14 protein-coding genes are annotated in these 14,865 nt (G+C 32.0%); 4 read left to right on the top strand and 10 right to left on the bottom strand.

Features of this window, described 5'->3' with window-relative positions; translation table 11 throughout:
• Position 1: 1 nt before the first annotated feature.
• Genes mraY through mraZ form a run of 6 tightly spaced genes read right to left on the bottom strand, consistent with a single transcriptional unit; the run spans position 2 to position 6,405 of the window.
• A complete protein-coding gene (gene mraY, locus G4L40_RS06975; protein WP_166236486.1) occupies positions 2–1,222 on the bottom strand; it encodes a phospho-N-acetylmuramoyl-pentapeptide-transferase in 1,221 nt (406 codons plus the stop codon).
• A 35-nt stretch (positions 1,223–1,257) separates the two neighbouring features.
• Positions 1,258–2,721 (bottom strand): UDP-N-acetylmuramoyl-L-alanyl-D-glutamate--2,6-diaminopimelate ligase, encoded by a 1,464-nt coding sequence (locus G4L40_RS06970; RefSeq protein ID WP_166236485.1) that lies wholly within the window; start codon positions 2,719–2,721, stop codon positions 1,258–1,260.
• Positions 2,718–4,700 carry a penicillin-binding protein gene (locus G4L40_RS06965; RefSeq protein ID WP_166236484.1) on the bottom strand — a complete coding sequence of 661 codons (1,983 nt, stop codon included), beginning with the start codon at positions 4,698–4,700 and terminating at the stop codon, positions 2,718–2,720. Before G4L40_RS06965 ends, G4L40_RS06970 begins: the two co-directional genes overlap by 4 nt.
• Positions 4,691–5,047: an FtsL-like putative cell division protein gene (locus G4L40_RS06960; protein ID WP_166236483.1), complete on the bottom strand. Its 357-nt coding sequence runs from the start codon at positions 5,045–5,047 to the stop codon at positions 4,691–4,693. The genes G4L40_RS06965 and G4L40_RS06960 overlap by 10 nt, the downstream gene beginning before the upstream one ends.
• 4 nt (positions 5,048–5,051) lie before the next feature.
• The gene (gene rsmH / locus G4L40_RS06955) at positions 5,052–5,960 is read right to left on the bottom strand and encodes a 16S rRNA (cytosine(1402)-N(4))-methyltransferase RsmH (RefSeq protein ID WP_207785344.1); all 909 of its coding nucleotides are present in this window, start codon (positions 5,958–5,960) and stop codon (positions 5,052–5,054) included.
• Positions 5,935–6,405 carry a division/cell wall cluster transcriptional repressor MraZ gene (mraZ, locus tag G4L40_RS06950; RefSeq protein ID WP_166236481.1) on the bottom strand — a complete coding sequence of 157 codons (471 nt, stop codon included), beginning with the start codon at positions 6,403–6,405 and terminating at the stop codon, positions 5,935–5,937. Before mraZ ends, rsmH begins: the two co-directional genes overlap by 26 nt.
• A gap of 335 nt (positions 6,406–6,740) precedes the next feature.
• Between mraZ and G4L40_RS06945 the strand changes: the two genes are divergently transcribed.
• Together G4L40_RS06945 and yihA are read left to right on the top strand one after the other, a co-directional pair.
• Complete coding sequence (locus tag G4L40_RS06945) at positions 6,741–7,496, top strand: alpha/beta fold hydrolase (protein WP_207785343.1); 756 nt, start codon at positions 6,741–6,743, stop codon at positions 7,494–7,496.
• A gap of 37 nt (positions 7,497–7,533) precedes the next feature.
• On the top strand, positions 7,534–8,154 hold the full coding sequence (yihA, locus tag G4L40_RS06940; RefSeq protein ID WP_166236479.1) for a ribosome biogenesis GTP-binding protein YihA/YsxC: 621 nt from the start codon (positions 7,534–7,536) through the stop codon (positions 8,152–8,154).
• 53 nt (positions 8,155–8,207) lie between these two features.
• Here yihA and gldC read toward each other — a convergent pair whose 3' ends face one another.
• Positions 8,208–8,534, bottom strand: coding sequence for a gliding motility protein GldC (gene gldC / locus G4L40_RS06935; protein WP_166236478.1), 327 nt, complete (start codon positions 8,532–8,534; stop codon positions 8,208–8,210).
• A 7-nt stretch (positions 8,535–8,541) separates the two neighbouring features.
• Positions 8,542–9,504 carry a gliding motility lipoprotein GldB gene (gene gldB / locus G4L40_RS06930; RefSeq protein WP_166236477.1) on the bottom strand — a complete coding sequence of 321 codons (963 nt, stop codon included), beginning with the start codon at positions 9,502–9,504 and terminating at the stop codon, positions 8,542–8,544.
• Between the two features lie 81 nt (positions 9,505–9,585).
• Here gldB and nadE point away from each other — a divergent pair, with 81 nt between their 5' ends.
• Together nadE and G4L40_RS06920 are read left to right on the top strand one after the other, a co-directional pair.
• Positions 9,586–10,404: an NAD(+) synthase gene (gene nadE / locus G4L40_RS06925; protein WP_166236476.1), complete on the top strand. Its 819-nt coding sequence runs from the start codon at positions 9,586–9,588 to the stop codon at positions 10,402–10,404.
• Positions 10,405–10,471: 67 nt separating this feature from the next.
• Positions 10,472–11,101 carry a response regulator transcription factor gene (locus tag G4L40_RS06920; RefSeq protein ID WP_166236475.1) on the top strand — a complete coding sequence of 210 codons (630 nt, stop codon included), beginning with the start codon at positions 10,472–10,474 and terminating at the stop codon, positions 11,099–11,101.
• Positions 11,102–11,130: 29 nt separating this feature from the next.
• Here G4L40_RS06920 and dnaG read toward each other — a convergent pair whose 3' ends face one another.
• Entirely contained in the window at positions 11,131–13,107 is a 1,977-nt protein-coding gene (dnaG, locus tag G4L40_RS06915; RefSeq protein ID WP_166236474.1) for a DNA primase, read from the bottom strand.
• Between the two features lie 125 nt (positions 13,108–13,232).
• Complete coding sequence (locus G4L40_RS06910) at positions 13,233–14,843, bottom strand: hypothetical protein (RefSeq protein ID WP_166236473.1); 1,611 nt, start codon at positions 14,841–14,843, stop codon at positions 13,233–13,235.
• Positions 14,844–14,865 lie beyond the last annotated feature (22 nt).

Below are 14,865 nucleotides of genomic sequence, written 5' to 3'. Positions count from 1 at the left end.
CTTATCTCAATTTTAAAGAAACAAGTGAGAAAATCGCTAATAAAATTCCAACAATCCAAAAGCGGGTTACAATTCTACTTTCATGATAGCCTTTTTTCTGATAATGGTGATGTAACGGTGACATTAAGAAAATTCGTCGTCCTTCACCAAATTTCTTTTTAGTATATTTGAAATAACTCACTTGTAGAATTACGGATAAATTTTCGGCCAAGAAAATTCCACAAACTACTGGAATCATTAATTCTTTACGAATTGCAATGGCAATTACAGCGATAATTCCACCAATAGTTAAACTTCCGGTATCACCCATGAATACAGATGCTGGATAAGCGTTGTACCAAAGAAATCCTACTAAAGCTCCAACAAATGCTGCGATATAAACCGTCATTTCACCCGAATTTGGAATATACATGATGTTCAAATAATCAGAAAAAATAATATTTCCTGAAACGAACGTGAACAGCCCAAGCGTTAGCACTGAAATAGCGGAAGTTCCTGCGGCTAAACCATCAATTCCATCCGTAAGATTAGCTCCGTTAGAAACAGCTGTGATTACAATAATTACCATCGGGATAAAAATCAACCAGGCATAATTTTCATAACCATCTCCCATAAAAGAAAGTACTTCGGCATAATCAAATTCGTTATTTTTCATAAATGGAATTGTAGTAGCGGTAGATTTTTCTTCTAAATCTGCTGGTTTGATATTGTTTTCGATTTTAATTCTTGAAGCCACTGTATCTTTACGAACTGTTACATCTGGACTCAGATACAAAACCGTTCCTACAATTAACCCTAAACCAACTTGTCCTATTACTTTGAAGATTCCTTTTAAACCTTGTTTGTCTTTCTTGAAAATCTTAATATAATCATCAATAAAACCAATTGTTCCCATCCAAAGCGTGGTCATAATTAATAAAATGATGTAAATGTTATTCAATTTTGCCAACAACAAAACTGGAATTAATGTCGCCAAAATAATGATTATTCCACCCATTGTTGGTGTTCCGGCTTTTGCTGTTTGTCCTTCTAAACCTAGTTCACGAACGGTTTCACCAACTTGTTGGTTTCTCAAATAGTTGATGATTTTTTTACCATAAATAGTAGCTATCAATATTGACAAAATAAAAGCTAACGCTGAGCGAAATGTAATGTATTGAAACACTCCTGCTCCTGGAACATCAAATGCTTTATCTAAGTATTGGAAAATATAATATAACATCTTTTTTCTTAGTTTTAAGGGTTAGTGATTGGCTTTTATTTGTTTAATTGTTGCAATAAATCGGTTACTATTTTTAAATCGTCAAAGTCATGACGCACTCCATTAATTTCTTGATAAGTTTCGTGTCCTTTCCCTGCAATTAGAATAATATCATTTGGATTTGCCAATTGACAAGCCGTTTTTATGGCTTGTTTTCTATCTAAAATGGAAACCGTTTTCTTGAAATTTTGAGGTTCTACTCCTTTTTCCATTTCTTCGATAATCGTTTCTGGATTTTCGGTTCTTGGATTATCTGATGTAAAAATGGCTTTGTCGCTCATTGATGACGCGATGTTTGCCATAATTGGTCTTTTCGTTTTATCTCTGTCACCACCACAACCTACAACTGTAATCAATTGTTCGTTTTTAGTGCGGATATCTTCGATGGTTTTTAACACATTTTCTAATGCATCTGGTGTGTGAGCGTAATCAACAATTGCTGTAATTTTCGAATCAGAAACAATAAATTGAAAACGCCCAGAAACACTTTCTAATTCAGAAAGTAATCGTAATGCTTCAACTTTTTCGATTCCTAATTCGACTGCTACTCCGTAAATGGCTAATAAATTATAAGCATTGAATGAACCAATTAATTTTACCCAAACTTCATTATCGTTGATTTTTAATAATAATCCTGATAATTGATTTTCTAAAATTTGTGCTTTGTAATCGGCGTACGATTTTAAGGCATAAGACAATTTCTTAGCTTTTGTATTTTGAAGCATTATGGCTCCGTTTTTATCATCAATATTAGTAATAGCAAAAGCTGATTTTGGTAAATTATCAAAGAATATCTTTTTAACATCACGATATTCTGCAAACGTATTGTGGTAATCTAAATGATCGTGTGACAAGTTTGTAAAAACGCCTCCAGCAAAATGCAAAGCTTCTGTTCTTTTCTGATGAATACCATGCGAAGAAACTTCCATGAAGCAAAATTCGCAACCCTCTTGCACCATTAAATCTAAATACTTGTTGATAGTTAAAGAATCTGGTGTTGTATGTGTTGCTTTGAATTCTTGATTATCTACCATTATTTTTACGGTTGATAACAAACCAACTTTATAACCTGCTTTTTTGAATAATTGATATAATAATGAAGCAATCGTTGTTTTACCATTTGTTCCTGTTACACCGACTAATCTGATATTTTCAGAAGGATTTTCGTAGTAATTAGCCGCTAAAAAAGCTAATGCTTCGTTAGAATCTATTACCTTAATATAAGTAACGCCGTTTACAATTACACTAGGAAATTCTTCACAAATTACCGCAACAGCACCCAAACTTAATGCTTTTTCGATATAATCATGGCCATCAGAAAGCGTTCCTCTGATTGCTACAAAAACATCGTTCAATTCAATTTTTCTTGAATCAAATTCAATTTTTGAAATAGCAATATCCGTAGCTCCATGAACTGCTTCAATGCGTACTTTATATAATATGTCTTTTAAATTTTTCAAGATAATTCGATTATTATAGTTTGATTTTTGTTAAAAGCTTGCCCTGATGAAATCGATTGTTTTTTTACTTTTCCAATACCAATGACTTTAACTTTTAATCCTAAATTTTCTAATAATGCTACCGCATCCATTCCATCCATCCCTTTTACGTTTGGAACTATCTGAACTTCTTTTTCAACAGCTTTATAATAGTTTCCATAGCTTTTTTCTTGCGAAACAACCTTAGCATCAATATTTTTCACATGATTGGTTGAAGGAGAATCGGTAAATATTTTTTGTGCGATTCTTTTAAAAACTGGTCCAGCGACATCAGCTCCGTAATATCCAGCGGCAACATTAGGTTTGTGAACTACCACAATGCAAGAATATTTAGGCTCATCTGCAGGAAAATAACCCACAAAAGAAGAAGCATAATATAATTTTGATTTGTCTTTATAATTTACTTGAGCAGTTCCTGTTTTTCCTGCCATTGAAAAATCTTTAGAATACAATTTTGAACCCGTTCCTTTCTTTACTACATTTTGTAATACAGCTCTTACTTTATTTAGTGTCTCTTGGGAACAGATTTTTGGATTGATTACTTCAGTATTATACTTTTTGATGGTTTTATTCCATTCTTTAATTTCACTAACAAAAATTGGTTTCACCATTACTCCATCATTTGCAACTGCATTATACAAAGTCAATGTTTGCAATGGAGTTATCGAAACACCATAACCAAATGCCATCCAAGGCAAAGAAACTCCAGACCATTTATCTGTTCCAGGCTGTGGAATAACAGGAATTCCTTCTCCTTTAATTGGCAATCCTAATGGTTTATTTAAGCCATAACTATTGATTCGGTCTACAAATTGTTTTGGATTGTCTTTATAACTATTATAAACTGATTGTACAAGAATTGTGTTTGAAGAAACTTCAAAACCTCTTGCTAACGAAATTTTACCATAACCACCTTTATGCGAATCTCTAACTTTACGTTTATAATACTGAATTTCACCTCCATTAGAGTTATAGACTGTACTTGTATCTGCTTTTTTATCATCTAAAACCGCAATCAAATCCACTAGTTTAAAAGTTGACCCTGGTTCATGTGATTCTGCAATAGCATAATTTTGTGTTTCATAATACGAACCGTCATCTGCTCTTCCTAAATTTGAAATCGCTTTGATGTGACCTGTTTTTGTTTCCATTACCACCACACAACCATGATCTGCGCTATAATACTCTAACTGTTTTAACAAAGCGTGATGTGCAATATCTTGTATGTAAACATCAATAGTTGAAATAATGTCATAACCATCTTGAGGTTCTTTTTCATTAATATCACTAATAGGTTTCCATTGATTTTTAGCAATTTTTTGCATCATGCGGTGACCATTTTTACCATTCAAATAATCACGGAAAGCATATTCCAAACCTTTCCCATCTTCGTTTGAGCGCTCGTAACCAATAGTTCTTTTTGCTACCAAGCCAATTGGATGCTCTCTCACAATTTTTTGTTCGATAATTAATCCGCCTTTGTTTGCTCCTTTATTAAATAATGGAAATGTTTTTAAACGCATTTGCTCAGTATAACTCAACTTTTTTGCAATAAAAACGTATCGGCTTTTATTAGCTCTTGCTTTTTGTAATTTAGCCTGATAATGTCCCGCAGATTTTCCAAACATCACTGATAATGAATCGGAAAGCGCTTCTACATTTTCTTTGAAATTTTCATCAGAAGGCGCCACAGCATCAAAATAAATTGCATATTCTGGAATTGAAGTTGCTAACAAACTTCCATCAGCAGAATACACGTTTCCTTTGTTGGCTGGAATTGGAAAATTTTTTACCGTTCTTTCATTTCCTAATTTGCGATAATATTTCCCTTCAACCCATTGAATATTATTTAGTTTAATCAAAACAAAAACGGCCATCATGAAAAACATGAAGGCTACAAAATACATGCGATACGATATTTTTTTATCTTCTATTGCCATATTTTTAATTTGTCCCAAAAACTTTTTTTATCTTCTTTACTTTCTACTACTATTTTTACCGGAGGTACTTCTGAAGGTAGAATTTGTCGTACTTCCATTTTTTTTGCTACCGTAGATTCCATTCTCAACTTCATCAATTCTGAACGACGATCTACAAATTCAGAACGCAACTCTTTTACTTGGTTAGTTAATTCGGTAATTCTATAATTTTTTGCATCATATTGGTGATTATTAGCAATCATGATCATTCCTAAAATCACTAAAAAAACTATAAACTTCCAGTTCTTAAGAGCGTCATCACTAATAAGAAATTTGGCTTTTAATAAACTGTAAACTCCGTTTTTCATGTGATTATATTTTTTCTGCTACTCTTAATTTTGCACTTCGAGCTCTATTATTGATTGCAATTTCTTCCTCGGTTGGTACAATTAGTTTTTCGATGGTTTTAAAAGGAACTTCAAAATTCCCAAAAAAATCACGTTCTGGTTCTCCTTCAAACATGCCGTTTTTCACAAAACGTTTTACCAATCGATCTTCTAATGAATGATATGAAATCACACTCAATCTTCCGCCTGGTTTTAGAATTTCTAATGATTGCTCTAAAAACTCTTTTAAAACTTCCATTTCTTGATTCACTTCAATACGAATGGCTTGGTATATTTGAGCTAAAATTTTATTGCTTTTATGCGCTGGTAAAAATTTTGCCAACACTTGCTTTAGTTGTTCAGAATTCTTGATTTCTTTGTCTTTTCGAGCCATAACAATTACGTTTGCCATTGCTCTAGCATTTTTTAATTCGCCATAACTGAACAACACACGAGAAATTTCTTGTTCATCATATTCGTTTACTACGTGATACGCACTAATGTCTCCTTTTTGATTCATTCTCATATCCAATTCAGCATCAAAACGAGTTGAAAAACCTCTTTCTGCAACATCAAATTGATGTGATGAAACGCCTAAATCAGCCAATATTCCATCCACTTGCTTGATTCCGTGAAAACGCAAAAATCGTTTTATGAATCTGAAATTTTCGTTGATTAAAGTAAATCGCTCGTCATTAATAGCGTTTTTCAACGCGTCTAAATCCTGGTCAAAAGCGAATAATTTTCCATTTTCACCTAAACGACTCATAATTTCTCTCGAGTGTCCGCCACCACCAAAAGTAACATCTACATAAACACCATCAGGACGAATATTCAATCCATCAACTGTTTCTTTTAACAATACTGGATTATGATATTCCATCTTCATCGTCATTAAAATTACCCATTACTTCTTCTGCCAAATCTGCAAAATCATCCGTAGCGTTTTCAATTGCATTTTCGTATTTATCTTTATCCCAAATTTCAATAATATTGATAGCTGAATTCAAGACAATGTCTTTATCTATTTGAGCAAAAACCACTAAATCTTTCGGAATTAAAAGTCGTCCTGTTGCATCAATCTCAATCATTTTAACTCCCGCTGTAAATCTTCTAATAAAATCGTTATTCTTTTTAACGAAACGATTTAATTTATTGATTTTCAACATCATTTTATTCCACTCACTCATTGGAAACAACTCTAAACAAGGCTGAAAAACTGAACGCTTCAACACGAAACCTTCCTCCAAAGAACCCAATTGTTTCTTTAGTGACGTAGGCAGCATCAGCCTTCCTTTGGCATCCACTTTACATTCGTATGTTCCGATTAATGTTTTCAATTTTTTATTTCTATTAGAATAAGGACAAATTTAAAAAAAAATTACCACTTTTTACCACAAAATACCACTTTGTTAATAAGTTTTTAGATTCAAAAACTAAAAAACCCACTTTTAACAAAAGTTTATTTGCAAAAACAAGGAAATTGAGAACTTTAGAAATAATATAGAAAAATAAATATGAGTCAATAACTCTTTAAATTAGGCTTAAAATTGTTGATAACTAACAAATTAGATAAAAACAACAAACTAAAATTTGTTCGCGATTTTTTTCTTTACATTCGTTAATAAAATAGTATATTTGTCGAACATGAGAACTAACACATTAAGTGGAATTTATGTTAAAAAAAGAAAAGAAATATACCTATTTTGAAGCCGGAGAAGGAACCCCTATAATTATTCTACATGGATTAATGGGAGGTTTAAGTAATTTTGATGGTGTAGCAAATTTTTTTCCGCCAAAAGGTTACAAAGTTGTTATTCCTGAATTACCGATATACACGCAAAATATTTTAAAGACAAACGTTAAAGCTTTTTCAAAATTTGTAAAAGACTTTATCCTTTTCAAAGGATTTGACCAAGTAATTCTTGTTGGAAATTCATTAGGAGGCCACATAGGGTTGTATCACACAAAAATGTATCCAGAGCTAGTGAAAGCATTAGTAATTACAGGAAGTTCAGGTTTATATGAAAGTGGAATGGGCGAAAGTTACCCAAAACGAGGCGACTATGAATACATCAAGAAGAAAGCCGAAGATGTATTTTATGATCCAAAAATTGCCACAAAAGAAATAGTAGATGAAGTTTTTGCAACAGTTAACGATAGAATCAAATTGATTAAAACTTTAACCATTGCAAAGAGTGCTATTCGTCATAATATGGCAAAAGATTTACCAAAAATGACTACACCAACATGCATTATTTGGGGCAAAAACGACAAAGTTACTCCGCCAAATGTAGCTGAAGAATTTGATAAATTATTACCGAATTCTGAGTTATTTTGGATTGATAAATGTGGACACGCTGCCATGATGGAACATCCAGATGAATTTAACCAAATTTTATTTGATTGGTTACAAAAGAACAATTTATAATAGTTCCCCTTATTGGGGAATTTTATTTTAATACCATATGAAAATTAATACCGCCGAATTTGTAATTAGTAATTCAGAAGTAGATAAATGTCCAAAAGAACGTTTACCTGAATACGCTTTTATTGGTCGTTCAAACGTGGGAAAATCATCTTTGATTAACATGTTAACGAATCATAAAAATTTAGCCAAAACATCTTCAAAACCAGGAAAAACCCAATTGATTAATCACTTTAAAATCAACAGTAATTGGTTTTTAGTGGATTTACCAGGTTATGGTTATGCAAGAGTTTCAAAGAAAACTAAAGCGGTTTTCCAACAATTTATTATGGATTATTTTGAACAAAGAGAACAATTAGTTTGTGCCTTTGTCTTAATTGACATCCGACTAGAAGCTCAAAAAATTGATTTGGAATTCATGGAATATTTAGGCGAAAGCGAAATTCCATTTGCCATTATTTTTACCAAATCTGATAAACTTGGAAAAAACAAAGTTAACAACCATGTGGAAGCATACAAAAAACAATTACTAGCTGGTGACTGGGCTGAAATGCCACCGTATTTTGTAACTTCATCATTAGAAGCTATTGGTAGAGAAGGAATTTTAGAGTATATCAATCAAATCAATGAAGATATTTTTAAAAATGAAGGGTTTATTTAACAACCTTTAATTAATTTTAAAAAGCCGCTAACTATTCAGTTAACGGCTTTTAATTATGCTTTCAAATCCATTTTTTCTGCAAAATAATCACAAAAATCACGCATCGTATCCGACATTTTCTCGTCGGCAGTTGCACGCTGAAAAGTATCTGCCATCGCTACAAGGGTTTGATGAAAAAATTGCTTCATTTCATCAACCGGCATGTCTTTTGTCCATAAATCAATACGTAAGGTTTCTTTTGCTTTGCTATCCCAAACAGACAACAACATAGCTTTTGCTTCTTCTTGCTCTATTCCACCATCTTGTGCCGTCCATAACAATTTATCTGGAACGTTATTCTCGTCTAAACCTACGGTTATTTTGATATCTGATTTTTTCATCTTAAACTTATTGTTTCTTAGGTTTATATTTAGAATTTTCAAAAATAGTTTTTGCATCCATAGCCATTAATTGCTCTAAAGTAACATCATCATTATTCTCCATATAACTTCTTACAATTTGCCAACCTAACCATTGTCCAACCCTACCTGGAGATTGATTGTCAATTTCTAAATAAAATCTTGAAAAAGGCGCTGGAGAAATAAAACGCTGTTCGTTTTTTGGATTGGTATCATACAACAACTTGTTTTCAACTAAATTACTCCACATAAAATATTCATTCTCTTGACACCATTTAATTTGTAAATCAGTATAACCTATTTTATTAGCATCTGAATAATCAGGAATTAATTTATCTTTTATATACAATTCTTTTCCATAATAAATCATCGCAGAAAGTAGCGTTCTATCTGTTGGCGTTGCAATTTTTCCATAACAAAAATTAGAAACTAAGTTTGGCAAAATTTGATTTTCTTCTAACTCGATTTTTTTATATTCTGGAAAATCAACATAAAAACGATGGTCTTTCCCTAAATAACAATCCAACGAAACAAGTGCTAAAGTATCAACATAAAAAACTTTTCCTTCCATATCCACTTCATTAATTAAAGTGATTACACGCGGTGTTTTATATTTTGGAAAATAATATTGCACATGAGCAAACAATTTTTCCATATCCGACTCTACTTTGCCCAAAGTAGGATATTTTGACTGCACTTCTCTATACAATTCTTTCAATAATGGATTCTTCAATTTATTTACCCATACAGAATCGGGATTTCCAGCAGGAAAAAAGAAAGGATATTTGGCTTTTATTTGCTGTAATTCCTCCGGTTTTGAACCATAAAAAACTTGATCAAAGCGTTCTACTTTAAATTCTACAGGGATTTGAGCTACAGCTTCTTCAATTTTACTTTCTTCTTTACAAGAAAATAAAGAAACTGCAATAAGTATGAATAATAATTGCTTCATATAGCGTATTTTTTATATTTTTATCAAAACTAAATTTGGTTGCAAATATACAGTTATCGACTCATAAATTTTCATAAAAAAATGACAAATTCTATTACATTTCATTCTGAAAAAATAAATCAACATATTGTAAAATGGTTACTTGATTATGCTACAAACGCAAAAGTTAAAGGTTTTGTTGTTGGAATCTCTGGAGGAATTGATAGTGCTTTAACCTCAACGCTTTGTGCACAAACCGGTCTACCAACATTATGTGTTGAAATGCCAATTCATCAAGCCGAAAGCCATGTAAATAGAGCTAACGAACATATTGACCAACTAAAAAAACGTTTCCCAAATGTTTTTAACGAAAGAGCTGACTTAACTCCCGTTTTTGAAACTTTTAAAAATCAAGTTCCGTCCTCTGAAAATGAAGCTGTTTTGAATTTATCTTTAGCGAATACCAGAGCAAGGCTAAGAATGACAACGTTATATTATTTTGCAGGTTTGCATGGTTTTTTAGTGGTTGGAACTGGAAATAAAGTAGAAGACTTTGGTGTAGGATTTTTTACAAAATATGGTGATGGTGGTGTAGACATTAGTCCAATAGCAGATTTAATGAAAAGCGAAGTACGCCAACTTGCTACATTTTTAAATGTTCCTGAAAGTATTTTAAAAGCGAAACCAACTGATGGCTTGTTTGGCGATGACCGAAGCGATGAAGATCAAATTGGTGCTAACTATGATGAGCTAGAATGGGCAATGCAACAATTTGAAAACGGAAAAACAGTAGAAGATTTTTCTGGAAGAGAAGCTCATGTTTTTTCTATCTACAAAAGACTAAATACGATCAATCAACACAAGATGAATCCTATTCCTGTTTGTGAAATTCCTAAAAATTTTAAACAATTATCAATCTAATTAACAAGTAATTACGTTTTTTTTACTAACTTTGATAAGTTGTTATCAGTAATGTAATTTTTTAGTTATGATTAAAGTATGTATTGCAGATAGTTTACCGGTTGTTTCCTATGGCTTACAATCGTATTTTAAAGGAAATTCTAAAATAGAAATTGTAGCTGTTGCAAGAAATTTAGAATCTCTTTTACAAGAACTAAACTCAAAAAAAGTAGCAATACTTTTACTTGATGTAGAACTTGTTGGCCTGTCTAGTATTAGAGACATCAAAAGTTTACTCAAAGATTATCCTGAAACTAAAATTGTTTTATACACTTCTGTTTCAGAACAAATGTATGCTCCAACTGCTATAAAAGCTGGAGTTTCTGGTTATATTTCTAAAAACACCGAGTTAAAAGATTTAGAGAACACTATTCTTAGAGCAGCAGAAGGTACCGTTATTTTTAGCGATTCTGTTAAAAAAAGCATAGACCTTTTAAGTAAAGGAAAAAAATCGGAACGCTTGTTTAAAAAATTATCAACTCGAGAAATTGAAGTACTTCGTTATCTAAATGAAGGTAAAAAAAACAAAGAAGTTGCTCAAATTTTAGGCTTAGACGAAAAAACAATCAGCACATACAAATTGAGACTTTTGGCAAAATTAAATGTAACCAACCTAGTTGATTTATTGAAAAAAGCTAAGGATTTGGATGTGATTTAATTTTTTTAAACGCTAAGTTTCTTTATCTTTTAATTATATCTTGATAAAACTCTACCTAGGTTTTTTGAAAAAATGTGTGTTAGCCCGAGGTAAGCCATAACCATTTCCAACGCTTCTCTGTTGTCCGGTTCCTCATCAGTAGATAAATTGTTTTTTAATTCATCTATGATATTATTTACTAAATACCAACGAAGCGTAATAATTGTTTCTGTAACGTATTGACTTATAGTTGCCTCTTTTTGTTTTACATAAATTTGTTGTACTTCCCAATTATGTAATACCTCACGCTCTTCATTCATTAAAATTGTGGTAACTTCTTGCGCCAATTCTTCTGGAAGATGCATCAAATATTTATCCAATTCAAAAGCTTCATTTTCATTAAAATAAGCTATCAAATGATTATAAATTGCTTTAAAAACTGGATTGGCTAACTCCACTTCATCTTCTTGCAAACTAAGGTAGATACGTTGAAAAACTTTATAATTATTTTGTTCTTTAACTTCAACCATTTCACCATCTTCATTTTGAGCTAAAATAGTATCTTCAAAATCCACTTCTTTATCGCCGTACAACAATAAAATTTGGATAATCTTATGTTCTAATTCGTATTGAATATCGACTTTTGTTGTTGGTTGAGCAATATCATTTCTTACAACCTCAAAAGCCTTTTGTTCCTCTTTATGTTGTTTATTAGCTTCCGATAAATCTTTCTTGACTAATTGCGCTAAGGTATTAAAAAGCACATCTTCGGAAATATCCATAATTCGGGAACATTCCTTAATGTAAACTTCTCGCTTAATTCGGTCTGGAATTTTAGAAATACTGATAACCATATCTCGAATCAAATCTGCTTTTTTTATCGGATCATTCTTTGCTTCTTGCATCAATAAAGACGCTTTAAACTGAATGAAATCTTTTGCATTCTCTTCGAAATACAATTGTAAATCTTCATACGACGTTTTACGAGCGAAACTATCTGGGTCATCGCCATCTGGAAACGTACACACTTTTACGTTCATTCCTGCTTCCAGAATCAAATCAATTCCTCTAATCGAAGCTCGAAGCCCTGCCGCATCACCATCAAAAAGTACTGTAATATTTGGCGTTAAGCGATTAATTAAACGAATTTGATCAGGTGTTAAAGCTGTCCCAGAAGAAGCCACAACGTTTTCAATTCCAGCTTGATGCATTTGAATTACATCAGTGTATCCTTCCACTAAATAACAATTATTCAGTTTTGCAATAGATTGCTTCGCATGGAAAATTCCGTACAAAACTTTACTCTTATGGTAAATATCACTTTCGGGTGAATTCAGGTATTTTGCCGCTTTTTTATCATTAGTCAAAATACGACCACCAAAACCCAAAACACGACCACTCATGCTTTGAATCGGAAACATAACGCGTCCTTTGAAACGGTCAAATTGCTTGTCTTCCTTAACAATCGAAAGTCCAGTTTTGTCTAAATATTCTAGCTTATATCCTTTTCCAAGTGCTTCTTTGGTAAAAGCATCCCAAGTTTCTGGCGAATATCCTAATCCAAATTTCTTTATCGTATCAGAAGTAAAACCACGTTCTTTAAAATAGGATAATCCAATAGCTTTTCCTTCTTCGGTTTCTAATAAAGTGTGATGGAAATATTTTTGTGCAAATTCGGAGACCAAATACATACTTTCTTTTTCATTGGCTTGCACTACCTCTTCATCCGATTGAACGGTTTCTTCAATCTCAATATTGTATTTTACTGCTAAATATTTGATAGCTTCTGGATAGGTAAAATGTTCGTGTTCCATTAAGAACGTCACGGCATTTCCGCCTTTTCCAGACGAAAAATCTTTCCAAATTTGCTTTACAGGCGACACCATAAACGAAGGTGATTTTTCGTTTACAAATGGCGACAATCCTTTTAAGTTACTTCCTGCTCGTTTGAGTTGAACAAAATCACCAATCACCTCCTCAACTCGGGCGGTTTCAAAAACTTTTTCTATGGTGTCTTTTGATATCAAATTTAGATTTTAAAAAATCGAATTCAAAGTTACAAAGTTAATCCATAAAAAAACTTATAAAAACAAAAAAGTACTTCATTGCTGAAGTACTTTTTCAAAACAGAGAACTTAACCTAACCCTAAATTTAATTAAAATCAAAGCGTATTCCTAACGAAACGTTGTTTTGATCTATATTATTGTTTTTGAACATCGGATTTAAGTCATATTTAACATATAGACTGGTTTGTCCATATCCTAAATAAGCACTTAACCCGTAATTAAAGTCCGAAACATTGAAATCTCCTTTTTGTTTTTCTTTCACTTTCACATCATCAACTTCATATTTTAAAATTTGTTTTGTTTTTACACGAACACCTCCATAACCACCAATTCCAAAACGAACTGATTCATGTGTTCTGAAATAGGTTTTTGTTCCATCTTTTGAAAGTTTTTTTGGTGTAAAATCAAATTCTAAATGCAATGGTGCGGTTAAATACACATTTCTAAAACGCGATTCATCTAAATTTACACTTGAAGTAACTAAATCCGTTTGATTTCCGTTTTTTACAAAATAACGATTATCGGTTGGACGAAGATTGTTATACATTAAAGAAAGTCCGTATTTAGCATGAAGCAAATTATTGTTTTTGAAAATTCTTGAGTTATATGTAATTCCCCATTCATAAAAATGTGAACCCCAAACTCTGTAATCTGAATCTTCAAAATTTTCGCCATCAGTAATAACATTATTTAAACCAAAAGCAAAAACAAATTGCGATGTAGTTCTTTTAGATTTTCTTTCCACTTTGTCTTTTTCTCCATTGTAGATTTTCATTGAGCCTAAATTAATTTCGGTTCTATTTTCTCCAATAGAATCATCTTGATTGCTACCTAAAACAATTTTAGTTCCTCCTCTTTTTGGCTTATCATCAGAATCTGCGATTTTTCCATCTACTTTATCCTGTACCAATTGCGCTAATTTTGCTTCTTCAATAGCTACTTTTGTTTCGATGTTATTAGCGCGTTCTTGAGCAATATTCGTTTTTAATTCTTGTGCTTTTTCAGCCGTAATTTTACCTTCGCTTACTTGCAAATCAATTGCCTCAACCTCTTTCTTTAAAGCATTTTTCTCTTCGGTAGTAATCATTTCAATGTTATTTGCAATTACCTTCGCTTTATCTTCAAATGAAATACTTTTTGAATTTCTACCTTTTATAGTTCCAGTCTCTGAAACAGAATCGTCTACAATTTCAACTTGTATGTCTTTAAACCAAATTTGACCTGTTCCATCCAATAAAACTCCGTAAGAAAAATCAGTTGCATCTTGAGGTACAAATAAAACAACTTCGTATTTAGTCCAATCATTTGTTCCTTCTATAGCTCTATTTTGCATATTGTCAAAAGAAAGAACTTTATCATTATAATAATCGATACGCATCCAAAGTCCAGCCCAAGATTTTACTTTTTCGCTTTTAACATACCCTGTCATTTTGATAGTTTTACCTAAATATAAATCAGGCTTTCCCGATTTCATTAAAGTTCCAAAACCATCTATCTTTTTATCGATAGATCGTATAGTAAAAACTTCTTGCTCGTTAGATGTTGATTTTTTTGACAAACCCATTTCATAACTTTCTGGCTTACTTCCGCGCGCCATCCACTCGGTTGATTTTTCAATAGTTTCTAGCTCCTGAGCAACTGCTTTTGTTAGGAAACTAAACACAATAACAATTGTGTACAAAATATTTTTTTGCATGACTGTTTGATTTTTAATTAAT

This window comes from Flavobacterium celericrescens, assembly GCF_011392075.1.
Taxonomy (GTDB): domain Bacteria; phylum Bacteroidota; class Bacteroidia; order Flavobacteriales; family Flavobacteriaceae; genus Flavobacterium; species Flavobacterium celericrescens.
Note: the sequence above shows the minus strand (reverse complement) of the source record. Positions and strands in the feature narration are given on the sequence as shown.